Here is a 26,249-nt window from a genome sequence, read left to right as displayed (position 1 = left end):
ACTCATCGAACGATTAACTAATCAAACAAAATGACTTTCAAAGACCAAATAAAACAAGGAATTCCAACCACACTTCCAAATTCTAAACCCTACGATTTAGCCATAAATCACGCACCAAAGCGAAAAGAAATTCTTTCGCCAGACGAAAAAAAATTGGCTTTACGAAACGCACTTCGCTATTTTGAACCACAACATCACGCTATTTTAATAAAAGAATTCAAAGAAGAACTGGAAACGTATGGTCGTATTTATATGTATCGTTTTCGTCCAGAATATGAAATGAAAGCCAGACCAATATCTGACTATCCGGGAAAATCTGAACAAGCCAAATCCATAATGCTAATGATCCAAAACAATTTGGATTATGCAGTAGCACAACATCCTCACGAGTTAATTACTTATGGCGGAAACGGAGCTGTTTTTTCCAACTGGGCACAATACTTGTTGACAATGCAGTATTTGTCCGAAATGACAGATGAGCAAACTTTGACCATGTATTCTGGGCATCCAATGGGATTATTTCCTTCGCATAAAGAAGCACCAAGAGTTGTGGTGACCAACGGAATGGTTATTCCTAATTATTCTAAAGCGGATGATTTAGAAAAAATGAATGCACTTGGCGTGTCACAATACGGTCAAATGACAGCGGGAAGTTATATGTACATTGGACCACAAGGTATCGTTCACGGCACAACTATAACGGTTTTAAACGGTTTTAGAAAAATAAAAAAAGCTACCTCTGGTGGATTATTCGTAACATCTGGTTTGGGCGGAATGTCTGGCGCACAACCCAAAGCAGGAAACATCGCTGGTTGCATCACCGTTTGTGCAGAAGTCAATCCGAAAATCACCAAAATTCGTCACGAACAAGGCTGGATAAACGAAGTTTTTGAAGATATTAATCAACTGGTAAACAGAGTGAAATTGGCGAAAGCCAACAAAGAAATAGTATCCATTGCCTATCTAGGAAATGTAGTCGACATTTGGGAGCGTTTTGATATTGAAAACATTACGATAGATTTAGGTTCAGACCAAACTTCGCTCCACAATCCGTGGGCTGGCGGCTACTACCCTACTGGATTTACTTTTGAAGAATCTAATGTTTTAATGGCAAACCATCCTGAAAAATTCAAGGAAGAAGTTCAAAAAACATTACGTCGACATACATCAGCAATAAACAAACACACTGCCAAAGGGACTTATTTTTTCGATTATGGAAATGCCTTTTTACTCGAAGCTTCTCGAGCTGGTGCCGACATAATGGCGGAAAATAAAATAGATTTTAAATACAACTCCTATGTCCAAGATATTATGGGGCCTATGTGTTTCGATTATGGTTTTGGTCCTTTTCGTTGGGTTTGCGCATCAGGAAAACCAGAAGATTTGTCCAAAACAGATGCAATTGCTTGTCAAGTTTTGGAAGAAATGATACAAAACTCACCTGATGAAATCAAGCAACAAATGCATGACAATATCACTTGGATAAAAGGGGCGCAAGAAAACAAGCTTGTTGTAGGTTCGCAAGCCCGAATTCTTTATGCTGATGCCGAAGGACGTGTGAAAATTGCAGAAGCTTTCAATCAAGCCATTGCTAAAGGCGAAATAGAAACCGTAATTCTTGGTCGCGATCATCACGATGTTTCAGGGACGGATTCGCCATACAGAGAGACTTCCAATATTTACGATGGCTCAAGTTTTACTGCCGATATGGCAATTCAAAATGTGATTGGCGACAGTTTTCGTGGTGCTACTTGGGTGTCTATTCACAATGGCGGTGGTGTGGGCTGGGGAGAAGTCATAAACGGTGGTTTTGGTATGGTTCTTGATGGCAGTAAAGAAGCATCAAGACGTTTAAAATCAATGCTTTTCTGGGACGTAAACAACGGAATATCACGCAGAAGTTGGGCTAGAAACGAAGGTGCTATTTTTGCTATAAAAAGAGCGATGGTAACGCAACCTTTGTTAAAAGTTACCATCCCTAATATAGTTAAAGAGGCATTATTAGACTATTAGATTTTTTGGATTGTAAAACAAACAAATACTCTCATTCTAATAATTAAGCTATCAAAAATCTAACACTTATAAAATATGAAAACAGTAAAAACATTACCAGTACTATTACTCTTTATACTAGCCTCTTGTAGTTCGGTAAGAGTATATAATGATTTTGATAAAAATGTAGATTTTACTCCTTACAAAACCTATGCTTTTCATAAAACAGGTATCGACAAAGTTGAAATTTCTGATTTAGACAAAAAAAGAATTCTTCGTGCCATTGATAAAGAAATGACAACCAAAGGTTTTATAAAAAGTGAAACGCCTGATTTGTTGGTTAACATTTTCACCAAAGAAAAAGAGCGTTTGGACGTAAACCAATTCAATATGGGTTGGGGTTATGGCTGGGGCTGGGGTTGGAATCCTTGGATGTGGGGTGGACAAAATATTGCCACTACAACTACCGAAGGAACCCTATTTATTGACTTGATTGATGCCAACAAAAAAGAACTCGTTTGGCAAGGCGAAGGTATTGGGAATTTGATTCGAAACGGAGACAAAAAAGAAGAACGAATTAATGAATTTGTGACCAAAATTATGGCGCAATATCCACCAACAATCAATAAATAATAGTATAATTAAAATTTTATTTTACATTTTACAAAATTTAAACCTAAAATAATTCACAATAAATTTAAAAATTATGATTTATAATCAATATAATTGTTAAATATGTAAAAATACAGTATTAATTTTTTTAAACGATTACATATTGTACATTTGTAAAATAAATTTTTATTAATATGAACAAAATAGCAACTATTATCGCTGTAATTATTATCGTAATTGTGATTCCACAATTACAGCGGATTGTTATTTAAATATATCAAAATATTTTAATCAAACCTTCCGCCACATCGGAAGGTTTTTTTTTAACCCTAAATTATTAGTATTATGTATTACAGCGACAAGACTATTATTTATTTCGACGGTGAATTCCTAAAATCCAACGAAGCGTCAATCGATTTATATGGTCAAACTTTACATTATGGTTACGGTGTTTTCGAAGGAATTCGTGCATACCAAACCGAAAATGGAACAAAAATTTTTAAAGCAAAAGAACATTACCAAAGATTGAAAAATTCTTGTGAATTAATAAACATTCCTTTTGAGTTTGATGTCAATGATTTAATTGAAAAAACGTATGAAGTACTAAACAGAAATAATTTTACAAATGCCTACATTCGACCACTTGTCTTTTGCAGTCCTAATATGAGTTTAACTAGACCAAACCAAGTATCAATAATGATTTGCGCTTGGGAATGGGGTGCGTATTTAGGTGATAATTTACTGAATATAACCGTTTCATCTTATGCAAGACCACATCCAAAATCAACAAAAATAGAAGCCAAAGTCTGTGGACATTATGTAAACTCCATTCTTGCCGCCACCGAAGCAAAAGACAAAGGTTTTGACGAAGCATTGTTACTAGATACAGATGGTTTTCTCGCTGAAGGTCCTGGTGCTAACCTGTTTTTTGAAAAAAACGGAAAACTTTTCACACCAAAAAAAGGGAATATTTTACCCGGAATAACCAGAGAAACGGTTTTCGATTTGTGTGAAGAATTTGGAATTGAAATTGAAGAAGGAGATTTTTTACCCCAAGATTTAGAAAATGCTGATGGTGCATTTTATTGCGGAACAGCAGCCGAAATAATCGGGATAAAATCTCTCGAAAACAAACCTTTTGCCAAAGATTGGGAAGGAACTTTTGGCAAAAAAATACAAGTATCCTATAAAAATCTAGTTTTAGAACGACAATTCATCTCACTATAAATGGAACTTAATAAATACAGCAAAACCGTAACCCAAGACCCAACGCAACCCGCTGCGCAAGCTATGCTATACGGTATTGGTTTAGACGACAAGCAATTAGCACAACCATTTATAGGTGTTGCCTCTATGGGTTACGACGGAAATACGTGTAATATGCATCTCAATCATTTGGCAGCCTACATCAAAAAGGAAGTTAATGCTATAGAAATGGTTGGACTCATTTTCAATACTATTGGAATTTCCGATGGCATAACAAATGGAACAGACGGGATGCGATATTCGCTTGTAAGTCGCGAAATCATTGCCGATTCTATCGAAAGTGTAGTGGCTGGACATTATTACGATGGCGTAATTGCCATTCCGGGTTGCGATAAAAATATGCCAGGTTCCATCATTGCAATGGGACGCCTAAACCGACCATCGATTATGGTTTATGGTGGTACAATTGCTCCAGGCAAATACCAAGGCAAAGATCTGAACATTGTTTCAGCATTTGAAGCCTTGGGCGAAAAAATTGCAGGAACAATTTCTGAAGAAGACTTCAAAGGAATCATAAAAAATTCGTGTCCAGGAGCAGGCGCTTGTGGCGGAATGTACACTGCAAATACTATGGCAATTGCCATTGAAGCATTAGGAATGAGTTTGCCATATTCTAGTTCTAATCCAGCTATTAGCGATGAAAAAATTGAAGAATGCAAACAATCAGCACATTACATCAAATTGTTACTACAGAAAAATATTTGTCCAAAAGACATAATGACTTTCGAGGCTTTCGAGAATGCAATTACAACATTAATAGCACTTGGCGGAAGCACCAATGCGGTTTTGCACATTATTGCAATGGCAAAAAGTGTAGGTGTAAAAATCACACAAGATGATTTTCAGAGAATTAGCAACAAAACACCATTGATTGCTGATTTTAAACCTGGTGGAAATTATTTAATGCAAAATCTTCACGAAAAAGGTGGCGTTCCAATGGTTTTGAAATATTTATTGAAAATGAAAATGCTTCACGGAACTTGCATCACCGTAACAGGAAAAACATTAGCCGAAAACCTTGAAGATGTTGTAGATATAAACTTTGATGACCAAGATATAATTCGACCAATTGAAAATCCGATTAAAAAAACAGGACATATTCAAATTTTGTATGGAAATCTTGCCGAAAAAGGATCAGTTGCAAAAATAACGGGCAAAGAAGGCGAAAAATTTACAGGGCCAGCCAAAGTTTTTGATGGTGAAAAAGAACTAATTCAAGGTATTTCCGATAAAAAAATTATTGCTGGAGATGTCGTTGTTATTAGATATGTTGGTCCAAAAGGCGGTCCAGGAATGCCAGAAATGCTAAAGCCTACATCTGCATTAATTGGTGCTGGTTTCGGAAAAACGGTGGCATTGATAACCGATGGTAGATTTAGTGGTGGCACTCACGGATTCGTAGTGGGACACATCACACCCGAAGCATTCGATGGAGGAACAATTGCATTAGTAAAAGATGGAGATAGTATAGAAATTGATGTTTTAGTCAATAAAATTCATCTTCAAGTTTCGGATTCTGAATTAGAAATTAGAAGAAAAAATTTCGTTAAACCAGAATTGAAAGTTAAAAATGGGGTTTTATTCAAATATACAAGATTAGTAAAAGATGCATCAGAAGGTTGTGTAACCGATGAAATATAAAAATGATTAAAAATGGAAACGTTAGAAAAATTCAAATCAGAAGTTGAGGCAACCAAAACGATAAAATCAAGTGGAAGCATCGCAGTTATTGACGCTCTTTTATCCGAAAACATAGATACCGTTTTTGGTTATCCTGGTGGTGCAATTATGCCAATTTATGATGCGCTGTACGATTATAATGATCGATTAAAACACATTTTGGTGCGACACGAGCAAGGGGCAATTCACGCAGCACAAGGTTATTCCAGAGTTTCTGGACGAACAGGAATGGTTTTTGCAACTAGTGGGCCAGGAGCAACAAATCTAGTGACTGGTCTTGCTGATGCAATGATAGATTCTACCCCAGTTGTTTGCATTACAGGTCAAGTTTTCGCACATCTTTTAGGGACAGATGCCTTTCAAGAAACAGATATTATCAATATCACATCTCCAATTACAAAATGGAATTATCAAATTACGGATGCCAACGAAATTCCTGAAATCCTTGCTAAAGCATTCTATATCGCAAAATCAGGAAGACCAGGACCAGTTTTAATCGATATTACCAAAAATGCTCAATTGCAACTCTTTGATTACAAAGGATATCGCCCTTGCATTCACATCAGAAGTTATCGTCCAAAACCTTTTGTTCGCAACGAATATATTGAACAAGCCGCACAAATAATTAATGAGGCTAAAAGACCATTCATCGTTTTTGGACAAGGAATTATTTTGGGAAATGCCGAAAAAGAATTTTTAAATTTTCTAGAAAAATCAGGAATTCCTGCTGCTTGGACAATAATGGGAATGAGCGCAATCCCAACAGATCATCCACTTGGTGTAGGAATGTTAGGAATGCACGGCAATTTTGGACCTAATTATCTGACCAATCAATGCGATGTTTTAATCGCCATCGGAATGCGTTTCGATGATCGAGTTACAGGCAGATTAGACAAATACGCAAAGCAAGCCAAAATTATTCATTTGGATATTGATCCAGCCGAAATCGATAAAAACGTACAAACAACAGTTTCCGTTTGGGGCGATTGTAAAGAAACATTACCATTATTAACCCATTTAATTCAAAAGAAATCACATCCAGAATGGTTACAGGAATTTCATAACAGATTGAAAATTGAAAATGAGAAATTAATTTTCAACGAATTAAACCCAACAACCGAAGGTTTGACAATGGGAGAAGTTATGAATTTATTGAATGAATTGACTAATGGTGATGCCATAATTGTTACAGATGTTGGTCAGCATCAAATGGTTGCTTGTCGATATACAAAACAAAACCTAACCCGAAGCAATATTACAAGCGGCGGATTGGGCACAATGGGTTTTGCACTTCCTGCGGCAATTGGAGCAAAATATGGAGCGCCAGAAAGACACGTGATTGCCATAATGGGCGATGGTGGCGCGCAAATGAATTTACAGGAATTAGGAACAATTATGCAATTTCAACCCAATGTAAAAATCTTGATTTTAAATAATAGTTTCTTAGGAATGGTGCGCCAATGGCAAGAATTATTTCACGAAAAACGCTATTCATTTACAGATATTAAAAGTCCAAATTTCGTAAAAGTCGCTGCTGCTTATGGTATTGATGGCAAACAAGTTTCTGAAAGACACAACCTGAAATCTAGTTTAAAAGAAATGCTAGATTGCCCTAACTCATATCTTTTGGAGGTAGCGGTTATTCATGAAGATAATGTTTTCCCAATGGTGCCACAAGGAAAAGGCGTTTCAGAAATTATACTAAGTAAAGAAGAAATTTAATCGCAGATTTTAAAATAAAACTTTCGCCTTTCGGCAAATAAAAATGCTATGAAAAAAGAATATACATTAACAATATATACCGAAAATCAGGTTGGTTTAATCAACAAGATTGCGATTATGTTTTCCCGCAGGAAAATTAGCTTAGAGAGTATGAATTCGTCTCCAAGTGAAATTGCTGGTATTTACAGATTTACAATTGTAGTTTCAGAAACCGAAACTGTGGTTAAAAATCTTGTCAAACAATTAGAAAAACTAGTAGATGTTTTCAAGGTTTTTTTTAATACCAATGATGAAATTATTTGGCAACAAATGGCGTTGTACAAAGTGCCAACATCAATAATTATGAAAGATGTAAAAGTCGAAAGATTACTTCGCGAATTTGGGGCAAAAGCCGTTGTTATTAGAGACGATTATACCGTTTTTGAAACAACAGGACAAGACGACGAAATCAATAATTTATTAGAGGAATTATCAAAATATGGTTTGATTGAATTTGTAAAAAGTGCTCGAATTGCAATCATAAAATCAAGCGAAGGCATTCACAAAAAAGTACTAGATATGGAGTTGAATGATCCAAGCAAAAAACCAATTAACAACGAATTTTTAAATCATAAAAGTATGATTTTTGAAATGTAATTCTTTAAGATTAACATCAAAAATCAAAGCAATAACACTATAAAATAAAAAAAATGTTAAATTATTTCAATTCGCTTCCACACCGATTAAAAGTTCAAGAATTAGGAAAATGTAATTTTATGCAAAGCAGCGAATTTGCTGATGGTGTACATAAACTTCTAGGAAAAAAAATAGTAATTGTAGGTTGCGGCGCACAAGGTTTGGCACAAGGTCAAAACCTTCGTGACAGCGGACTTCAAGTGGCGTATGCATTGCGACAAGAAGCCATTGACAACAAACGCGCATCGTATATAAACGCTACCGAAAACGGTTTTGAAGTAGGAACATTTGAAACTATAATTCCAACTGCGGATTTGGTTTCAAACCTTGCTCCAGACAAACAACACACAGGCGTTGTCAATAAAATTGTGCCTTTAATGAAAAAAGGTTCGTGTTTATCGTATTCGCACGGATTCAATATTGTCGAAGAGGGCATTCAAATTCGTGAAGACATTACAGTCATTATGATTGCCCCAAAATCACCAGCCTCCGAAGTTAGAGCAGAATATTTGCGTGGTTTTGGTGTGCCCACATTGATAGCCGTTCACGCTGATAACGATCCAAACAACGATGGTTTAGCAATAGCAAAAGCCTATTGTGTAGGAACTGGCGGACACAAAGCAGGTGTTTTATTATCGTCTTTTGTAGCCGAAGTAAAATCTGATTTAATGGGAGAACAAACCATACTTTGTGGCTTGCTTCAAACAGGTTCGATTTTAAGTTTTAACAAAATGGTCGAATCGGGAATCGATGCAGGTTATGCTTCAAAATTGGTGCAATATGGTTGGGAAGTAATTACCGAAGCCTTGAAAATAGGTGGAATTACAAATATGATGGACAGATTGTCTAATGTTGCCAAAATAGAGGCTTTCAAATTATCAGAAGAATTAAAAATCATAATGAAGCCTTTGTTCATTAAACATATGGACGATATTTTGTCTGGAGAATTTTCAAAAACAATGATGGAAGATTGGGCAAATGGAGATAAAAACCTATTGACCTGGCGTCAACAAACTGGAGAAACAGATTTCGAAAAAACAGTTGCTACCAATTTAGAAATCTCAGAACAAGACTATTTTGACAAAGCAACTTTGATGGTTGCGTTTGTAAAATCTGGTGTTGAATTGGCTTATGAAACAATGGTTTCTGCAGGAATCAAAAACGAATCAGCCTATTACGAATCCTTGCACGAAACACCACTAATTGCAAATACAATTGCTCGCAAAAAATTATTCGAAATGAATAGAGTAATTTCTGACACGGCAGAATATGGTTGCTATTTGTTTGACCACGCTTGCAAACCACTTTTAGCAGATTTTATGAAAAAAATCGAAACCAATTTGATTGGAAAAAACTTTAATGAAACGGCTAAAAACCAAGTTGATAATTTCGAATTAGTAAAAATCAATGCAACAATTAGAAACCATCCCATAGAAATTTGTGGTGCTGAACTTCGGGAAGCAATGACCGCAATGAAAAAAGTTGTAGAATAGAAAATTTATTTTTTGGGCGTGACCCCGAAGAAAAATCGGGGTCGGGCTTTCCGTTCCAATCTTTTGCTTTTGAAAGAAAAAAGCAAAAGGATTTCCACTTAAATCCCTCACGCAAACACAATATCATACAAAATCAACATCAGTTTCAAAATGGACGTTTTCAAAGAAATAGTAGCAGCACAAAATCAATTAAAAGGAGTTGTTCAAGCAACCCCATTAATCGAAAATATTAATTTATCCGAAGAATTCGACGCAACAATCTTACTCAAACGTGAAGATATGAACGTGGTGCGCTCCTATAAAATTCGTGGCGCCTATAACAAAATAAGCACCCTTTCTGAAACCGAAAAACGATTTGGAATTGTCTGTGCATCAGCTGGAAATCACGCGCAAGGCGTTGCTTATTCTTGTAATTTATTACAGATTTTCGGCAAAATTTATATGCCAAAAACGACACCAAAACAAAAAATAAAACAAGTGCAACTATTCGGAAAAACATTTGTAGAAATTGTTTTAACAGGCGATACATTCGACGATTCTTATGCGTCAGCAGTAGAAGATTCTTTGCAAAACGGCACAATTTTGATTCCACCATTTGACGATATAAAAGTCATTGCAGGTCAAGGAACCGTGGGTTTAGAAATTCTTGAAGCACAAGAAAAATTCATTGATTATGTTTTTGTACCCATCGGCGGCGGCGGATTAGCCTCTGGTTTATCAACGGTTTTTAAAATATTGAGTCCAAAAACTAAAATCATTGGAGTAGAACCACTTGGCGCTCCAGCAATGAAAGTGTCTATTGAAAAAGGCACTATCACCAGACTTGAAACTATTGATAAATTTGTAGATGGAGCAGCGGTCAAACAAGTTGGAAAACTCAATTTTGATATTTGCAGAGAAAACCTTGATGCTATAATTCTAGTTCCAGAAGGAAAAGTGTGTACTACAATTTTAAAATTGTATAACGAAGAGGCAATGGTTGTAGAGCCCGCTGGTGCATTATCCATTGCGGCTTTAGATTTTTATAAGGATAAAATAAAAGGTAAAAATGTAGTTTGCATTCTCTCTGGAAGCAACAACGACATTGAACGTACCGAAGAAATCAAAGAACGTTCATTACTTTATGAAGGTTTGAAACATTATTTTATGATACAATTTCCGCAACGACCAGGTGCCTTAAAAGAATTTGTAAACAACATTTTAGGCGATGATGACGACATTACTTATTTCCAATTTACCAAGAAAAACAGCCGAGAAACTGGAGCCGTAATCGTTGGTTTAGAACTCAAAAACAAAACTGATGTTGAGCCAATAACTGCAAAAATGTCAAAATATGGTTTTGAGTTTACCTATTTGAACGAGAATAAAGCGTTGTATGCTCAAATGGTTGGCTAACTAAATTCAGTAGCTTAAAAACTTGCAATTTCACTCTACTCCCTTTAAAAGGAAACGGTTTAAAATAAATATCTTATAAATATATCTACCTCAACAATAATTTAGACTTTTGCTGAATGACAAACGCAACAGATTTGTTTTCGAGTTTACTTTCCAACCAAGAAATAATGTCCAAATATAGAAAAGCTCTTTTTTCGTAGGGATGATTCTCGAAAACTTTTAATGTTTTGTGTATTTTTTCAAACTCGGATTTCAGATCATTCGGATAAATATTTCCAAGATTTTTCAAAAATTTAATTATCAATTTTTGTACTTCATGCAAGTCGTTCATTTTAATTAAAAATTTGTATGTACTTTTTAACTGTACTTCTAGCATATAATCTTGACCTGAATCATAATGTGCAATTAAACTTAAAATTCGGGCGAAACACATTAAATCTTCACGAATAGATAGGTTTTTATTTTCGATAATCTTTTTTAAATAGGCAATACATTTTTTATTATCGCCCATCCCAAAATACAAGCAAGCAATTTTATAATAGAAAACCATTACGTGATGCTCATCAATTCTATCTCGATTCTCAATAATTTTTCTTAAAACTTCATCAACCAAATGTAGTCCTGCATTAAAATCTCCGTCGAGAAAATACAAATTAAATTTATTGTTATAATAACAAATAAAATACTGCGAACTTAAATTATCGTTTTTTGGAAACTGTTCTAATGCAATTGTTTTTTCAAGATTTTCAAGTACAATTTTCATTTTAGTTTTGTGCTTGATTAAATACAAACTTTCTAACAAATAACTATTCCCTTTAATATACCATACTGGATTCAAAAAAATCATTTGCTGATTCTCATCAAACAAGCAAAGCCACTTATTAGCATATTTGTAACAAGACAAAAAATCTTGAATCAAAAAACTATACCATAAGTGGGCCTTAAAAAGCCAAAGTTTTTCTCGAAAACCTAAGGTTTCGATTTTTATTTTAGGGAGTTGTTTATTAAAATATTTTGTTATTTTGCTTGCCTCCTCATCGCTTTTAGCATATCCGCTTTTAAGCATAATGCTATATAATTGCAACGACAAATTAGAAAGTTTGCTTGCAATAACATTTTGTTTACTCAATTCCTTAGCTTGAATTGCTAATGCATCTGCTCGAGTAGTAATACTTCGAGTAATATACTGTGATTCGATTACTTTTTCAAGTTCTACAATTTCAAATGCAATATTTTTCTCTTCATATTCAATGGCTAGAATTTTAGCCTTATCAAGAATTTTTAAACTTTGTTTGTATAGACCCTTATGGTATAATATTGTAGCAAAATCTAACTGTTCTCTAATCAAAATTCTAATATTTTGATTGACAGGATTCATTCTCAAACTCACTAATATTTGTTTGTATAAGTGTGCTTTCAGGTTAGACAGTTGTAGTTTAGTAACAATATTGCTTTTTAAAATTTTCTCTTCGTTATAATCGTCCATTTTCTCAAGAAGATTAAAAAGCAATAAAAACTTAGCATCAATATTGTCACCCAATCGATTTACATACAATTTGAAATGTCGCTTTTCTGAAGGAGACAACGATTGAATTAATACAATTAAATTATCTTTTAAAAGGTTTGCCATTGTAATTAAATTGTAATTAAATCATTGAAAAAGTGTAAGTTACGAATATATTTTTTCGATTAAATATTGTAAACTAAGTTATTTTGGATAATTTTTAGATACAAATCTATATAAATTAGTGTTATAATGACCCAATTAAATCAATTATTGATAATGGATAATCAAAAAATACAAATTTTCGATACAACTTTGCGCGATGGAGAACAAGTCCCTGGATGCAAGCTAAACACTGACCAAAAGGTTGTCATTGCACGCCGGTTAGACGAGTTGGGTGTAGATATAATAGAAGCTGGTTTTCCAATTTCTAGCCCAGGAGATTTCAATTCGGTCGTCGAAATTTCAAAAATTGTTAGAAATGCAACTGTTTGTGCTTTAACTCGAGCCGTCAATGACGATATTATCTCCGCTGCCAATGCCTTGAAATTTGCCAAAAAACCAAGAATTCATACTGGAATTGGAACTTCTGATTCACATATAAAATATAAATTTAATGCTTCTAGAGACGAAATAATAAATCGTGCTGCAGAAGCAATTTTTTTTGCTAAAAGTTTTGTTGACGATGTAGAATTTTATGCTGAAGATGCTGGTCGAACCGATAACGATTTTCTTGCCAAAGTATGCACCGAAGCAATTAAAGCAGGTGCAACAGTGCTAAATATTCCTGATACAACAGGATATTGTTTGCCAGACGAATATGGAGCAAAAATAAAGTATCTAAAAGATAACGTTGCTGGCATCGAAAAAGTAATTTTATCCTGCCACTGCCATAACGACCTTGGCTTAGCAACAGCCAATTCAATAGCAGCTGTTCGAAATGGGGTGCGACAAATTGAATGTACAATCAACGGAATTGGCGAACGTGCTGGAAATACATCACTCGAAGAAGTAGTGATGATTTTAAAGCAACATCCAAGCTTAGGATTTGACACCAATATTAACACCAAATTATTATATGACACAAGCAGATTAGTTTCAGAAAATATGGGTATGCTAGTGCAACCTAACAAAGCAATTGTAGGCGAAAATGCATTTGCACACAGCTCGGGAATTCATCAAGATGGAATCATAAAAAATCGTGAAACATATGAAATCATAGACCCAAGAGACGTAGGTGTTACTGAATCAGCAATAATATTAACCGCCAGAAGTGGTCGAGCTGCACTTGCTTATCGTGCCAAAAAAATAGGCTATGAACTTACAAAGTTGCAACTCGACTTAGTCTATTTCGAATTTTTAAAATTAGCCGATAGAAAAAAAGTAATTATAGACAGCGATGTGCATCAAATAATAGAAATTAGCAATCTTGGACTTTTAGCATCATAATATATATGAAAAATAAAACATTATTCGATAAAGTTTGGGATGCTCACGTTGTTACCACAATAGAAAACGGCCCACAAGTTCTTTACATAGATAAACATTTGATTCACGAAGTAACAAGTCCGCAGGCATTTGAAGAGTTAGAACAACGTCAAATTCCAGTATTTAGAGCACAACAAATAGTAGCAACTGCTGATCATAATGTGGCAACAATAAATCAACACCTGCCAATTGTTGATGATTTGTCAAGAAATCAAATAGAGCAATTAACGCAAAATTGCAATAAAAACAACATAACACTTTACGGACTTGGTCATCAATATCAAGGGATAGTGCATGTTATTGCTCCTGAATTGGGTGTTACACAACCAGGAATGACAATGGTTTGTGGGGATAGCCACACATCGACCCATGGAGCATTTGGTGCAATTGCCTTTGGCATAGGCACAAGCCAAGTCGCTCAAGTATTTGCAAGTCAATGCCTTTTACTCGAAAAACCCAAAAGTTTACGTGTCAATGTAAACGGAAAATTAGAAAAAAACGTTTCACCAAAAGATGTAATTCTCTATATAATCTCAAAAATCGGAACCAATTCAGGAACTGGCTATTTCTGTGAATATGCTGGAAATATCTTTGAAGAAATGACAATGGAAGGCAGAATGACAGTTTGTAATATGAGCATAGAAATGGGTGCTCGTGGCGGAATGATTGCTCCAGATGAAACTACTTTTGACTATTTAAAAAACAAAAAATTTGCCCCAAAAGGTGATGAATGGAATAAAAAAATGGAGTATTGGAAAACACTGCCTTCTGACGAAAATGCAGTTTTTGACAAAGAATATTCATTTGATGCTGCCGATATTGCACCGATGATTACATTTGGAACCAATCCTGGAATGGGAATAAAAATTACCGAAAACATACCCGTTTCAAACGATGTTTCGTTCGAGAAATCATTAAAATATATGGGGTTCGAAAAAGGCGAATCACTTATAAACAAACAAGTAAATTATGTTTTTATTGGAAGTTGTACCAACTCTAGAATTGAAGATTTTAGAGTAGTTGCACATTATATCAAAGACAAACAAAAAGCTAAGAATGTAAATGCGCTCATTGTACCTGGATCGCAACTTGTGGCACAACAAATACGTGACGAAGGATTGGATTTGGTTTTTGCTAATGCAGGATTTGAGATTCGACAACCAGGATGTTCTGCTTGTTTAGCTATGAATGACGATAAAATTCCCGCAGGCGAATACTGCGTTGCAACCTCTAATCGAAATTTTGAAGGCCGACAAGGTCAAGGATCACGGACTATTTTGGCAAGTCCGCTTGTTGCAGCAGCAACAGCAATTGCAGGAAAAATTATTGATGTTTCTAAATTAAATTAAAATGATAAAATTCATAAAACTAAAATCTACTGCTGTTCCATTACCAAATGAAAACATTGACACGGACCAAATAATTCCAGCGAGATTCTTGAAAGTTACCAACAAAATTGGTTTTGGTAACAATCTATTCAGAGATTGGCGATTTGACAAAAACAATAATCCTATCAATTCATTTGTATTAAATACTAAAAAATATTCGGGAAATATTCTTGTTGCTGGCAATAATTTTGGTTGTGGTAGTAGTCGCGAACACGCTGCTTGGGCACTTACTGACTATGGATTTAAAGTAATTGTTTCGAGTTATTTTGCAGATATTTTTAAAGGAAATGCGCTGAACAACGGATTGTTACCTGTTTTAGTATCTGCCGAGTTTTTGGCTACTATTTTATCCAATATTCAAATAAATCCAGATAGCATTTTAATAGTAGATTTAGAGAGTCAAACAATTTCGATTGAAAATACTGACTTATATGAAACATTCGAAATCGATGCCTACAAAAAAATATGCATGACAAACGGCTACGATGATATTGATTTTTTGATTAACAATAAAGAAAAAATCGAAGCATTCGAGCTGAGTCGAGCATTTAGTTTTTAAAAATAAAATCTCATTTCGGTATACTTTATTTGATAGTTTGTTGCTTTTATTTTCAATATTATATTAAACCGACTATCTTTTATTACATAATCTTTGTCAAAGTTTAAAACTTTGACAAAGATAGCAGGATAATTAATTGTAAGATGTAAGGTTAATTATTCGGTTTAATATAATAATTCGCAAATTAACTATTACAAATCATATTTATAAAATTCACAAACAATGAAACTAAAAATAGCCGTATTGTCAGGAGATGGAATTGGTCCTGAAGTAACAAATCAAGCCATAAAAATTCTAAAAGCAATAGAACAAGTATTTTCACATCAGTTCGAATTTCAAAAGGCATTAGTTGGTGCAATTGCTATTGACAGTACTGGAAATCCGTTGCCTGTTGAAACTTTGAAATTGTGTTCAGAATCGGATGCTGTTTTATTTGGAGCAATTGGCGACCCAAAGTATGACAATAATCCCGATGCAAAAGTCCGTCCAGAACAAGGATTGTTGCGACTCAGAAAAGAGCTGGGTTTGTTTGCAAACATCCGTCCAATTAAAGCATTTGACTCATTGATTGAAAAATCACCTTTGAAACGAAATATCATCGAAGGAACCGATATGGTAATTTTTAGAGAATTAACTGGAGGTATTTATTTCGGAGAAAAAAAATTGAGTGACGATGGTAAAATAGCATCTGATTTATGTGAATATTCACAACTAGAAATAGAGCGAATTGCTCATTTAGCTTTCAAATCAGCACAAATTAGACGTAAAAAACTAACCTTAGTTGATAAAGCTAATGTTCTAGAAACTTCCAGATTGTGGCGTAGAGTTGTAACGAATCTTGCCCAAGAATATCCAGATGTTTTGTTAGATTTCTTATTTGTTGACAATGCCGCTATGCAAATGATTTTGAACCCAAGGCAGTTCGATGTGATTTTGACTGAAAATCTTTTTGGCGATATTATTTCTGACGAAGGAAGTGTTATTGGTGGATCAATTGGTCTATTAGCCTCAGCATCAATTGGGCACCACAATGCAATGTTTGAACCCATACACGGTTCGTATCCGCAGGCAAAAGGAAAAAATATTGCCAATCCAATTGCAGCTATTTTAAGCGCAGCAATGTTGCTTGAGCATTTTGGTTTAAAACAAGAATCAGAAGTTGTTCACAAAGCAGTTGAAGAAGCTTTAGAGATGAATATTGTTACTCCTGATTTGAATGTTGTTCGTAGTTTTTCAACAGATTATGTTGGCGATTTCATCACTACAATCATTCTAAATGGCACTGAAAACAGCTATTGTAATCTAGAAAACATAAGTTTGGGAAAATCGAGTTTGATTTGAAAACAAACAACTATTAATCAATTCGCTAGTTGTTAATTAACTCCTTAACAGAAAAATTGATTGTTACTGTTACATATGATAAAAACAAGTTCTTGCTAGAGAATGAAAATTAGCATTATAGATTCAATAATCATTTATTTAGGAGTTTATTTAGAAACCTAATAGGTCTTAGAGACCTGTTAGGAGCTGCTATCTTAACAGGTTTTGAAAACCTGTTAGGTATAAATTGAAGAGCATTTTTCCTTAATTAAACGACATTGATTTTAGATTCCAAAATGGAAAACGAAGAAAGAAAATTCATTTTACACACCACACCAATGGCAAAATTCGTATTGACGTTTACTTGCAACAAGAAAGTGTTTGGCTTACTCAAAAAGCAATGGAAGAACTTTTTGATAAAGATTATTTCAAAACTTCAAACCAACAAAAAGTCGATAACCGAATACGAAAAGTTCAATAAAAACCAAAAAATAATTTCTGATTTTTATAAAAAAATTTGAAAGTTGAATTAGAACCGTAATAGAGCTATTTTCGATTTTTTATCCTGAAAGATTTTTTTAACCTTGTAGGATTTAAGACATTCTATAAAAAGGTAAATATTAACTAATGAATTATTAGCTTCTTCAGACCACACTAAGTTCATTATTTAGAAGAGAAAATACGATTTCTAACCTCTTCTGTGGTGAAAGTTTTTGCACCATTTGCAATGGATTCACTTATTGATTCTATGTAATTTACATATTGGTTCTTGGTCAATGGTTTGCCATCAATGGTGTATGCAACAATATAATTGCCATTTAAAACAGTGTCAATTTCATCCAACAATTTTTCATCTTGAATGTTTAGCACTTTTTGAATAATTTTGGTTTTATGTTGCTCTATATTCATAATCAAAATTTTAATAAAGTAAAGATAATAAAAATGCAATTGGGTTTTGGGTTTATCCTGCACAGTTTTTTTTAACGTTGTAGGATTTTAATTTTTATAAAAACAGTAAATTACGGTTTCCCGTAAAATTTAATGTTTTAGAGGTTTTAGTTTTACTGAAAATGTTTATAACTAAAATTGAATGTGAGTTTTAGAAATGTTAAATTTACAAACCATCGAAAAGCAAAACTATGTATATATCAAAATTAAAACTTTGGAATTTTAGGAAATATGGTTCAGTATCTGATTTAAATAGAGAACCTGATTTAATTGTACCTTTTAACAAAGGTTTAAATATTTTAATCGGTGAAAATGATTCTGGCAAAAGTGCTATTTTAGATGCAATCAAGTTAGTTCTCAAAACTCACGCTTATGAATGGATAAAAATTGAGAAAGAAGATTTTAATTCTGAAACCGACAAGTTAAGAATAGAATTAGAATTTTCTGGAATTTCTGATGATGAAGCCAAACATTTTATTGAATGGTTGGGTTGGGAAGATGAAGAAATTGAAGAAGGAAAATTTGAAAAACGACCTAAACTTATTTTAATATATCAAGCTGAATACAGAAACAATAGAGTCATTCCATCTGATGTAAAAGCTGGAATGGATGGAACTGGACACTTATTAAATGCAGATGCAAGAGATTATTTAAAATGCACCTATCTAAAAGCATTGAGAGATGCAGATAGTGAATTAACTGCAAAGAAAAACTCCAGACTTTCTCAAATTTTGCAGGAGCACGACCTCTTTAAAAAGAAAATTGGAATTCCTCACGAGTTTGAAGATCAATTTAAAGTAATAAATGAGAAAATTACTAAAGACTTTAAGGAGGATAAACAAAAACGCGGATATAAAGAAAAAATAAAAGATGTTATCGACGATTTTTTAGAAGGTTTTATTGATGACAAACACAAAGGAAAATTTTCTTTTGGAAATCCTGACATAAAAAACATTTTAGAAAAATTATCTTTAGGAATTGAAGAGCAAAATGGTTTAGGACTTGGAACAATGAATCGTTTGTATATGGCTGCCGAATTGCTGCACTTAAGAAAAGAAAATTGGGACGGATTAAAACTTTGTATGATTGAGGAACTTGAAGCTCATCTGCATCCACAAGCACAGATGAAAATCATTGACAAATTAAGCAAAGAAGTTAACATTCAATTTATCTTAACAACTCATAGCCCAAATATTGCATCAAAAGTTGATTTGAAATCTTTAATAATCTGCAAAAATAAAGATGTTTTTCCTATGGGCGAAGGAAATACAAAACTAGAAAACAAGGATTATATTTATCTAAAACGCTTTTTGGATGTTACAAAATCAAATTTATTTTTCGCAAAAGGAATAATAATAGTTGAAGGCTGGTCAGAAGAAATTTTAATTCCTGAAATAGCAAAAAATCTAGGTCTTGATTTAACTAAAAAAGAAGTTTCAATAGTTAATGTGGCATCAGTTGCATATTTGCATTTTGCAAAAATATTTTTAAGAAATGACAGCACTAAAGACATGAAAGTTCCTGTTTCAATTGTAACCGATTTAGACAATAGACCTGATGAAAATGGAGATTTTAACGACGCAGATGAAAAAACTAAAACAAAAAGAACGAATTTAGATTTACTTGAATCAGAACTAAAAAATACAAGTGTTACTCTAGGACTTGCTAAACAATGGACTCTAGAATGGTGTCTCCATAAATCTACTAGTTTATCAAAACTATTCCTAGAATCAGCTTTAGAAGTTCATCCGCAAATATTCAATGCTGAAAAAGTGAATTTTGAAACTGAATTGATGATTAGATTAAAGAATAAAGGAATTGACAAAGTGAAGATTGCATCAACATTAGCAGAAAAAATAGAGAATTCAAAAGATTTAACAATTGATGAAAATGATGAATATATAGATTATTTAATCAAAGCAATAAAACATGCTTGCAATGAAAATTGAGATAGATGATAAACTCATTAAAGAAGCCGAAAGCATTTTTATTGGCGGAAACCCTTTCGATAAAGAACGTATTAATTTTATAAAAAAACTTGATACTTGTGATTTACTTGCAGTTCCTGGAAGTGGAAAAACAACTGCCTTGATTGCAAAGCTATATTGTTTGGCTCAAAAAATGCCTTTTGAAGATGGTGCTGGAATTTTGGTTTTAGCGCATACAAATCATGCAGTTGATGAAATAGAAAATAAACTAAAAAAAAATTGTCCACATCTTTTTGAATATCCCAATTTTGTTGGAACTATTCAGAGCTTTATAAATCGTTTTTTAACAATACCATTATACAATCAAAAAAATAATAATAAATTTAAGATTATTGAATACGAGGACTACATAAAAGAGTTTGATTACCATTTAGCACATACAAAAGAAGCAGTAGCTTATTTTAAAAACAACAATCCTTCAATTTATTATTCTGCAAATCTTAATATTAATCTTCATGGAACTATTTATGTATGTACCGAAAATAAGGATGAAGAAATTAATTTAAAATGCCCTCAAAAATGGATTAAAGAAAATACTTCGGAAACAAAAATTGAAGAGGTAAAAAAATTCATTAAAGAAACTAAAATTAAAATATTTCAAAAAGGTTATTTAAACTATAGTGATTGTTACTTTTATGCAAAAAAGAATATTTTTGAAAATCTTATTTTAAAAGAGATACTTCAAAAACGGTTCAAATATGTTTTTATAGATGAAATGCAAGATTTGGAAGAATTTCAAATTAATATCATTGATAATATTTTCTTTAGCGAAACTTCTAAAACTGTAATTCAAAGAATTGGAGATGTTAATCAATCCATTTATAGTTCTGGAAAAAAAATAAAAGTAGAATGTGATTGGAAACCAAGAAAAATAGAGTATCTAAAAAGCTCATACCGTTTAACAGAAGAAATTGCAAACTTAGTAAATGGCTTTACTTTAGACCCACAAAAAGATGAAAATAAAAACCCGCGTTTTGTTGTAAAAGGATTAAATAAACTTGAAAAAAACATAAAACCACATCTGATATTATTTAATAAAGAAACAACAGGTGAGCAATTACAGCGAAAATTTGAAGACTTGATAAAAGCAAATAATTTACTTGATTGTGGAGAAAACATTAGGAATGGTTTTAAAATAATAGGTTGGACTACTGTTTGGGATAAAGATGAACAAAAGCAAGACAAAGAAGGTAATAACAAAATTCGTCTAAAAGATTTGTTTAAAACATATACAAAAGAAGGTAAAGCAAAAAAAGAAGATTTTGATTGTTTAAAAAAACATTTGCAATTGTTTAACCAAGAAAAACAAACTTTAGAAGCAGTTAGAAAATCTATATTAAATTCGTTCATAAGAATTTTAAGGTTTGAAGATATTTATTTTGATTTAGAAACAAAAAAGCATTTTAGAAAAAGTACATTAATTGTTTTTATAAAAAATCAAGGCGAAGATGTTTATAATAATTTTAAAGCAAATCTCTTTGATTGGTGTTTTTGTCTAGTAACAAAAAATGATTATGAAAATATTTATCAAAAAATAAATGAATATATTTCAAATACTTTTATAAAATGGAATTGGTATAACGAAGAAAGTTATATTCCGAAAACTATAAATAAATCAATTGATTTTATTTGTAGTAAAGATTATCAATTTACTGAAATTAATAATACTGAATCAGCTAAAAAAGAAGAACTAAAAAACGGAATTAATATTGAAATAAGTTCCGTTCATTCAGTAAAAGGTCAAACACATTGTGCAACAATGTATATAGAATCAGCTTATAAAACACCTGTTTACGAAACTAAAAAATTGATGAGCCAAACAACAATGAATCCTCTTTTCTTTCAAAATCACGATTGTAATAAACCAACCGGTAAAGAAGCAATAAAAATGATGTATGTTGGTTTTTCACGTCCAACACATTTATTATGTTTTGCAGTTTTAGACGAAAATGTACTAAAAGAGAAAGAGAAATTTGAAAAAGCTGGTTGGAATTGGGATAATGATTTAATAAGATGAATCCACACCTACAAGGTTCAAAAAACCTTACAAGAGTAGAAAAAAATGAACCTCATTCAACTCCTCAACCCAGATCGCAACTAAAATCCTTTTAACAAAAAACCTATTTTCACTGATTTTACCATATGACCAAACGAAGTGTATTTTAACAATTGATAAGTTCGTCACTTCGATTCTTCTTTAAGCTATACCGATTAATTTTTAAAAACACTGAAGTATTTATTGATAATATTGTCATTTCGACGAAGGAGAAATGTCAAGCATTACGAATTGTGAGATTACTCCTTTGTCGAAATTGACAAACGGTGTGTTTAATTGTTCCCATAAATTCAAATATTAAAGAGTATTACTAAAAAATAACCTGTCAGAAGTAATTATTTAGAAACGTCACTTCGAGTGTTTTTTGTGGAGAGAAACGGAACAAAAAATGTATCGAGAAGTTATATAAAATAAGGCTTCTCGATACATTTTTGGCAATGAAATATTTTTATAAAATTCAAAATTATATGCCAAAAACACTCGAAGTGACGAAAAATTAGTATTGAAAATCAATTGTATTTAAAGTATTTAATAAAGAAAAAAAACACTTACAAAGTTCAAAAAAACCTTACAAGAGTAAAAAGAAAATGAACCTCATCCAACTTCCCTAGCCCAGATAGCAACGGAAATCCTTTTGATTAAAAAACCCTTTTTTCTTGTAATTCTAGAACGACCAGAGGAAGTTCCTAGAATTGCTTAGAAAAAAAGGGTTTTTTAACAAAAGATTGCAGTGAATAGCTGGACACGAACAAAGTGAACTGGCGAAGCAAATTGCTCCAAATAATTTTTGTATTTTTACTCCAAATTACAAAGCAGACACTATGGAAGCGCAATTTGAGAGTAACCCACTTATTGACAGATTACCAAAGCATTTAAAGCAGTTTATCAAACCGCAGGATTATCGCGATTATTCGCCTATAAACCAAGCGGTTTGGCGGTATGTGATGCGTAAAAATGTAGATTATTTGTCGAAAGTAGCTCACGAATCGTATCTGGACGGTTTGCAGAAAACAGGTTTGGAAATTGAAAATATTCCAGATATGTATGGTATGAACCGTATTTTGAAAGATATTGGTTGGGCGGCTGTGGCTGTTGATGGGTTTATTCCGCCAAACGCTTTTATGGAATTTCAGGCGTATAATGTGCTGGTTATTGCTTCTGATATTCGTCAGCTGGAGCATATCGAATACACACCTGCACCAGATATTATTCACGAAGGTGCTGGTCACGCGCCTATTATTGCCAATCCTGAATATGCGGAATATTTGCGTCGTTTTGGCGAAATAGGCTGCAAAGCGATTTCATCTGGACGGGATTATGAGTTGTATGAAGCGGTGCGATTGCTATCGATTATCAAAGAAGCAGAAGGCACGCCTCAAGCGGAAATTGATGCCGCTGAGAAACAAGTGGATTATTTACAAAACAATATGGGCGAACCTAGCGAGATGGCGCAAATACGCAACTTGCACTGGTGGACTGTAGAATATGGTTTGATTGGCGAGGTCGAAAATCCAAAAATATATGGTGCTGGATTGTTATCGTCTATTGGCGAAAGCGCTTGGTGTATGACGGATAATGTGAAGAAATTGCCGTATTCGATTGATGCGGTAAACCAAAGTTTTGATATTACCAAACCGCAACCACAACTCTATGTTACACCCGATTTCGCATTTTTGAGTCAGGTTCTGGAAGAGTTTGCAAACACGATGGCGTTACGAACTGGCGGATTATCGAGTGTTAAAAAACTAATCCATTCTAAAGCGATTGGCACTGTCGAATTGAGTACTGGTTTGCAAATTTCGGGTTTGTTTACCAATGTAATTGAAGAAGAAGGTAAACCCGTGTATATTCAAACCACTGGAAAAACAGCTTTGTCCTATAGAGAAAAAGAATTGGTTGGTCACGGAACAAATACGCACGCGGAAGGTTTTGGTTCACCGATAGGGAAACTCAAAGGAATTAACTTGGCGATTGAAGATATGAGTCCACGTGATTTACGTGCTTATGATATTTATGAAGCTGGGAAAGTCACTTTGGAATTTGAAGGAAACATTACTGTTTCGGGCGAAATTATTACAGGTTCACGCAATTTGCAAGGCGAAATTATTTTAATTAGCTTTAAAAATTGCACGGTAACTCATAACGAAACCATTTTGTTCCAACCTGATTGGGGCATTTATGATATGGCAGTGGGCAAAAAAGTGATTTCGGCGTTTTCTGGTCCTGCTGACGTGCATAGTTTTGATATGATTACTCATATTCCGTCGTCAAAAACGATTAAAGCTTCGAAAACGGAAAAACGTCTTGAATTGGAAAATTTATACCAAAATATTCGGGACATTCGCACAGGAAAACCTACTGATGCCTCATTAGAATCTATTTTTGAAAAACTAGCGGCAAATCATCCTAAAGACTGGTTGCTTGCTGTTGAAATTGCGGAATTGTGTGCTGAAAAAAATCCTGTTTTGACTTCAAAAATAGTTTCTCATTTAGAACAATTGAAAATTTCTCGTCCTGAAGTGGCAAAGTTAATTAGCAATGGATTGGAATTGCTATTGGAAAAGGAAAGTGTATGATTATAACTTAAACTGATTTTCGGAAGTTACTTCTTGTCCTTTGTAGGTTACTTTCCAGCCAATAGAATGAGTGACTAATAAGATTTTAGACAATTCAGAAATTAATCTGTTTTTGGCATTGGATTTTAAGGATGATTTCTCTATTTTTTTAGACAATGAAGCTTTTGCCGACTTGTTTATTCTGTTATAATCGTCGCCTGTAAAAGGATTGAGTTTGCTTTGATCGACATCATAAAACTGAATATCTGGCGAGATTTTTATTTCTTCTTTTGGGATGTTTAAAATCGTAATGGTTTTATTTTTCTCGTCAACATTATATTTCATTTGACGCAAATCGTAAGCAACCGAAACATCGGCATTGACAACAATCAAAGCTTTTTTATCAAAAGCGACTAAGCCTCCAAAATAGGTGTCTTGATCCTTATATGTTAAAACCTCAGCAAAATGTCCTTCAGTAACCACTAGTTTTCCAACATTGACAATTTGTTGTTGAATAAGATTGGTGTTGTTTTCTAATGAAAAAGTATCATTTTTTTTGAATTCGCAGAATTTGAATAATAAAGCAATGGCAACTATTGTGGTAATAATGATACTGATTTTGTTTCGCATTTTTAAAATTTTACAAATGGATATTCTGCTACAAGTTTAGTTATTTTATCTTGAATTTTTATTAAAAACTGTTGATGACTTTCAGAATTTGGATTAAAAGGTCTGTGAAGCAATGCTTTTTGAATGGAATCAACTTCTTCCATTATTGAAAAGACTTTGTCTGAAACTTGAGTCAGAGAAAACCTTTCCCAAATATAATCTATTGCGGTTTGATTGGGATGCAACATATCTGGGGCATAAAAACGGTAATCTCGAAGTTCGTCAAGAAGTATTTCGTAGCTTGGAAAATAGTTGATAGTTGACGGTTGAAGATTGATGGTTGCGAAAATTGCCGATAACAAGTGTGATTTACTCACATTATTCTCTACAAAACCATCTTTGATATGACGAACGGGGGAAACTGTAAAAATAAATTTTACTTCTTTATTAATAGAATGAATCAGCCTAATTGTATTCTCGATTGATTTTTGGATTGTTTCTACTGACAACAATTCTTTTGTGAAATTCTTTTGAGGCACTTTATGGCAATTTGCAACAATTTGGTTGGTTTCTATGTTTCTATAAACCCACGAAGTTCCTAATGTGATAATAATATGTTTGGATTCGTTGATTTGTTGATTCGTTGACTTGATTATCTGATTTAGGTTTTCAATAAAAATATCTTTATTTTTATGACTCAAATCCGAATGCACTTCAAAAGAATGCCAACATACATTGTGATAAAAAACATCTTTTTCAGTAAAATAATGTTGGTGTATAATTCTGAAAATTAATTTTTCTAACGAAACTGGATTAAAAATTATCCCGAAAGGATTGGTTGTGTTTTGGAATTTAAAATAGTCGAACTTCTCTCCTATATTTTCTGCAAAGCAAGAACCTAAAGAAACAATTTTAGAATTATAATCAATTGGATTATTACTATTTGAAATTGGTATTTTTGTAGTGAAGTTCATATCTATTTTAATGTGTTTCAAAAAT

At 33.2% G+C, this 26,249-nt stretch carries 20 protein-coding genes; 16 read left to right on the top strand and 4 right to left on the bottom strand.

Annotated features, from left to right (window positions below; genetic code table 11):
* Nucleotides 1-30: 30 nt before the first annotated feature.
* The 8 genes from RMO70_RS12850 to ilvA all read left to right on the top strand — a co-directional run bounded on the left by RMO70_RS12850 (nucleotide 31) and on the right by ilvA (nucleotide 10,835).
* Nucleotides 31-2,013 carry a urocanate hydratase gene (locus tag RMO70_RS12850; RefSeq protein WP_310556841.1) on the top strand — a complete coding sequence of 661 codons (1,983 nt, stop codon included), beginning with the start codon at nucleotides 31-33 and terminating at the stop codon, nucleotides 2,011-2,013.
* Nucleotides 2,014-2,088: 75 nt separating this feature from the next.
* Entirely contained in the window at nucleotides 2,089-2,625 is a 537-nt protein-coding gene (locus RMO70_RS12845; RefSeq protein ID WP_310556840.1) for a DUF4136 domain-containing protein, read from the top strand.
* Between the two features lie 324 nt (nucleotides 2,626-2,949).
* A complete protein-coding gene (locus RMO70_RS12840) occupies nucleotides 2,950-3,831 on the top strand; it encodes a branched-chain amino acid transaminase (protein WP_310556839.1) in 882 nt (293 codons plus the stop codon).
* On the top strand, nucleotides 3,832-5,511 hold the full coding sequence (gene ilvD / locus RMO70_RS12835; RefSeq protein ID WP_310556838.1) for a dihydroxy-acid dehydratase: 1,680 nt from the start codon (nucleotides 3,832-3,834) through the stop codon (nucleotides 5,509-5,511).
* Nucleotides 5,512-5,523: 12 nt separating this feature from the next.
* Nucleotides 5,524-7,272: a biosynthetic-type acetolactate synthase large subunit gene (gene ilvB / locus RMO70_RS12830; RefSeq protein ID WP_310556837.1), complete on the top strand. Its 1,749-nt coding sequence runs from the start codon at nucleotides 5,524-5,526 to the stop codon at nucleotides 7,270-7,272.
* A 48-nt stretch (nucleotides 7,273-7,320) separates the two neighbouring features.
* Nucleotides 7,321-7,908, top strand: a complete 588-nt coding sequence (gene ilvN, locus RMO70_RS12825) for an acetolactate synthase small subunit (protein ID WP_310556836.1) — start codon at nucleotides 7,321-7,323, stop codon at nucleotides 7,906-7,908.
* A gap of 53 nt (nucleotides 7,909-7,961) precedes the next feature.
* Entirely contained in the window at nucleotides 7,962-9,440 is a 1,479-nt protein-coding gene (gene ilvC, locus RMO70_RS12820; RefSeq protein WP_310556835.1) for a ketol-acid reductoisomerase, read from the top strand.
* A 150-nt stretch (nucleotides 9,441-9,590) separates the two neighbouring features.
* Nucleotides 9,591-10,835 (top strand): threonine ammonia-lyase IlvA, encoded by a 1,245-nt coding sequence (gene ilvA, locus RMO70_RS12815; RefSeq protein WP_310556834.1) that lies wholly within the window; start codon nucleotides 9,591-9,593, stop codon nucleotides 10,833-10,835.
* An 85-nt stretch (nucleotides 10,836-10,920) separates the two neighbouring features.
* On the opposite strand, the gene RMO70_RS12810 is transcribed toward ilvA, so the two are convergent.
* Nucleotides 10,921-12,465: a hypothetical protein gene (locus RMO70_RS12810; RefSeq protein WP_310556833.1), complete on the bottom strand. Its 1,545-nt coding sequence runs from the start codon at nucleotides 12,463-12,465 to the stop codon at nucleotides 10,921-10,923.
* A gap of 153 nt (nucleotides 12,466-12,618) precedes the next feature.
* Here RMO70_RS12810 and RMO70_RS12805 point away from each other — a divergent pair, with 153 nt between their 5' ends.
* From RMO70_RS12805 to RMO70_RS12785, 5 genes are all read left to right on the top strand, one after another.
* Nucleotides 12,619-13,788: a 2-isopropylmalate synthase gene (locus RMO70_RS12805; RefSeq protein ID WP_310556848.1), complete on the top strand. Its 1,170-nt coding sequence runs from the start codon at nucleotides 12,619-12,621 to the stop codon at nucleotides 13,786-13,788.
* 5 nt (nucleotides 13,789-13,793) lie between these two features.
* Nucleotides 13,794-15,176: a 3-isopropylmalate dehydratase large subunit gene (gene leuC, locus RMO70_RS12800; protein WP_310556832.1), complete on the top strand. Its 1,383-nt coding sequence runs from the start codon at nucleotides 13,794-13,796 to the stop codon at nucleotides 15,174-15,176.
* A 1-nt stretch (nucleotide 15,177) separates the two neighbouring features.
* The gene (leuD, locus tag RMO70_RS12795; RefSeq protein WP_310556831.1) at nucleotides 15,178-15,774 is read left to right on the top strand and encodes a 3-isopropylmalate dehydratase small subunit; all 597 of its coding nucleotides are present in this window, start codon (nucleotides 15,178-15,180) and stop codon (nucleotides 15,772-15,774) included.
* A 222-nt stretch (nucleotides 15,775-15,996) separates the two neighbouring features.
* A complete protein-coding gene (gene leuB, locus RMO70_RS12790; protein ID WP_310556830.1) occupies nucleotides 15,997-17,115 on the top strand; it encodes a 3-isopropylmalate dehydrogenase in 1,119 nt (372 codons plus the stop codon).
* Nucleotides 17,116-17,390: 275 nt separating this feature from the next.
* Nucleotides 17,391-17,615 carry a hypothetical protein gene (locus tag RMO70_RS12785; RefSeq protein WP_310556829.1) on the top strand — a complete coding sequence of 75 codons (225 nt, stop codon included), beginning with the start codon at nucleotides 17,391-17,393 and terminating at the stop codon, nucleotides 17,613-17,615.
* A gap of 142 nt (nucleotides 17,616-17,757) precedes the next feature.
* On the opposite strand, the gene RMO70_RS12780 is transcribed toward RMO70_RS12785, so the two are convergent.
* Nucleotides 17,758-18,003 carry a hypothetical protein gene (locus RMO70_RS12780; RefSeq protein ID WP_310556828.1) on the bottom strand — a complete coding sequence of 82 codons (246 nt, stop codon included), beginning with the start codon at nucleotides 18,001-18,003 and terminating at the stop codon, nucleotides 17,758-17,760.
* Nucleotides 18,004-18,233: 230 nt separating this feature from the next.
* On the opposite strand from RMO70_RS12780, the gene RMO70_RS12775 reads away from it, so the two are divergent.
* The 3 genes from RMO70_RS12775 (at nucleotide 18,234) to RMO70_RS12765 (ending at nucleotide 24,662) form a co-directional block, all read left to right on the top strand.
* Nucleotides 18,234-19,991, top strand: coding sequence for an AAA family ATPase (locus RMO70_RS12775; protein ID WP_310556827.1), 1,758 nt, complete (start codon nucleotides 18,234-18,236; stop codon nucleotides 19,989-19,991).
* Entirely contained in the window at nucleotides 19,981-22,047 is a 2,067-nt protein-coding gene (locus RMO70_RS12770; RefSeq protein WP_310556826.1) for a UvrD-helicase domain-containing protein, read from the top strand. Before RMO70_RS12775 ends, RMO70_RS12770 begins: the two co-directional genes overlap by 11 nt.
* Nucleotides 22,048-22,907: 860 nt before the next feature.
* The gene (locus tag RMO70_RS12765; protein WP_310556825.1) at nucleotides 22,908-24,662 is read left to right on the top strand and encodes an aromatic amino acid hydroxylase; all 1,755 of its coding nucleotides are present in this window, start codon (nucleotides 22,908-22,910) and stop codon (nucleotides 24,660-24,662) included.
* Here RMO70_RS12765 and RMO70_RS12760 read toward each other — a convergent pair whose 3' ends face one another.
* Nucleotides 24,663-25,271 carry a DUF4230 domain-containing protein gene (locus tag RMO70_RS12760; RefSeq protein WP_310556824.1) on the bottom strand — a complete coding sequence of 203 codons (609 nt, stop codon included), beginning with the start codon at nucleotides 25,269-25,271 and terminating at the stop codon, nucleotides 24,663-24,665.
* A gap of 2 nt (nucleotides 25,272-25,273) precedes the next feature.
* On the bottom strand, nucleotides 25,274-26,224 hold the full coding sequence (locus tag RMO70_RS12755) for a GSCFA domain-containing protein (RefSeq protein WP_310556823.1): 951 nt from the start codon (nucleotides 26,222-26,224) through the stop codon (nucleotides 25,274-25,276).
* Between the last annotated feature and the right edge of the window lie 25 nt (nucleotides 26,225-26,249).

This window comes from Flavobacterium sp. (assembly GCF_031422135.1).
In the GTDB taxonomy this organism is placed as follows: domain Bacteria; phylum Bacteroidota; class Bacteroidia; order Flavobacteriales; family Flavobacteriaceae; genus Flavobacterium.
This window is presented reverse-complemented; position numbering and strand designations above follow the sequence as displayed.

Coding starts and splice junctions, on each gene's coding strand:
- RMO70_RS12775 (WP_310556827.1), top strand. CDS start 18,234: ATGTATATATCAAAATTAAAACTTTGGAATTTTAGGAAATATGGTTCA.
- RMO70_RS12755 (WP_310556823.1), bottom strand. CDS start 26,224: ATGAACTTCACTACAAAAATACCAATTTCAAATAGTAATAATCCAATT.
- RMO70_RS12780 (WP_310556828.1), bottom strand. CDS start 18,003: ATGAATATAGAGCAACATAAAACCAAAATTATTCAAAAAGTGCTAAAC.
- ilvB (WP_310556837.1), top strand. CDS start 5,524: ATGGAAACGTTAGAAAAATTCAAATCAGAAGTTGAGGCAACCAAAACG.
- RMO70_RS12805 (WP_310556848.1), top strand. CDS start 12,619: ATGGATAATCAAAAAATACAAATTTTCGATACAACTTTGCGCGATGGA.
- RMO70_RS12785 (WP_310556829.1), top strand. CDS start 17,391: ATGGAAAACGAAGAAAGAAAATTCATTTTACACACCACACCAATGGCA.
- RMO70_RS12810 (WP_310556833.1), bottom strand. CDS start 12,465: ATGGCAAACCTTTTAAAAGATAATTTAATTGTATTAATTCAATCGTTG.
- ilvD (WP_310556838.1), top strand. CDS start 3,832: ATGGAACTTAATAAATACAGCAAAACCGTAACCCAAGACCCAACGCAA.
- RMO70_RS12850 (WP_310556841.1), top strand. CDS start 31: ATGACTTTCAAAGACCAAATAAAACAAGGAATTCCAACCACACTTCCA.
- RMO70_RS12840 (WP_310556839.1), top strand. CDS start 2,950: ATGTATTACAGCGACAAGACTATTATTTATTTCGACGGTGAATTCCTA.
- ilvA (WP_310556834.1), top strand. CDS start 9,591: ATGGACGTTTTCAAAGAAATAGTAGCAGCACAAAATCAATTAAAAGGA.
- leuD (WP_310556831.1), top strand. CDS start 15,178: ATGATAAAATTCATAAAACTAAAATCTACTGCTGTTCCATTACCAAAT.
- RMO70_RS12845 (WP_310556840.1), top strand. CDS start 2,089: ATGAAAACAGTAAAAACATTACCAGTACTATTACTCTTTATACTAGCC.
- RMO70_RS12765 (WP_310556825.1), top strand. CDS start 22,908: ATGGAAGCGCAATTTGAGAGTAACCCACTTATTGACAGATTACCAAAG.
- RMO70_RS12770 (WP_310556826.1), top strand. CDS start 19,981: ATGAAAATTGAGATAGATGATAAACTCATTAAAGAAGCCGAAAGCATT.
- ilvC (WP_310556835.1), top strand. CDS start 7,962: ATGTTAAATTATTTCAATTCGCTTCCACACCGATTAAAAGTTCAAGAA.
- RMO70_RS12760 (WP_310556824.1), bottom strand. CDS start 25,271: ATGCGAAACAAAATCAGTATCATTATTACCACAATAGTTGCCATTGCT.
- leuB (WP_310556830.1), top strand. CDS start 15,997: ATGAAACTAAAAATAGCCGTATTGTCAGGAGATGGAATTGGTCCTGAA.
- leuC (WP_310556832.1), top strand. CDS start 13,794: ATGAAAAATAAAACATTATTCGATAAAGTTTGGGATGCTCACGTTGTT.
- ilvN (WP_310556836.1), top strand. CDS start 7,321: ATGAAAAAAGAATATACATTAACAATATATACCGAAAATCAGGTTGGT.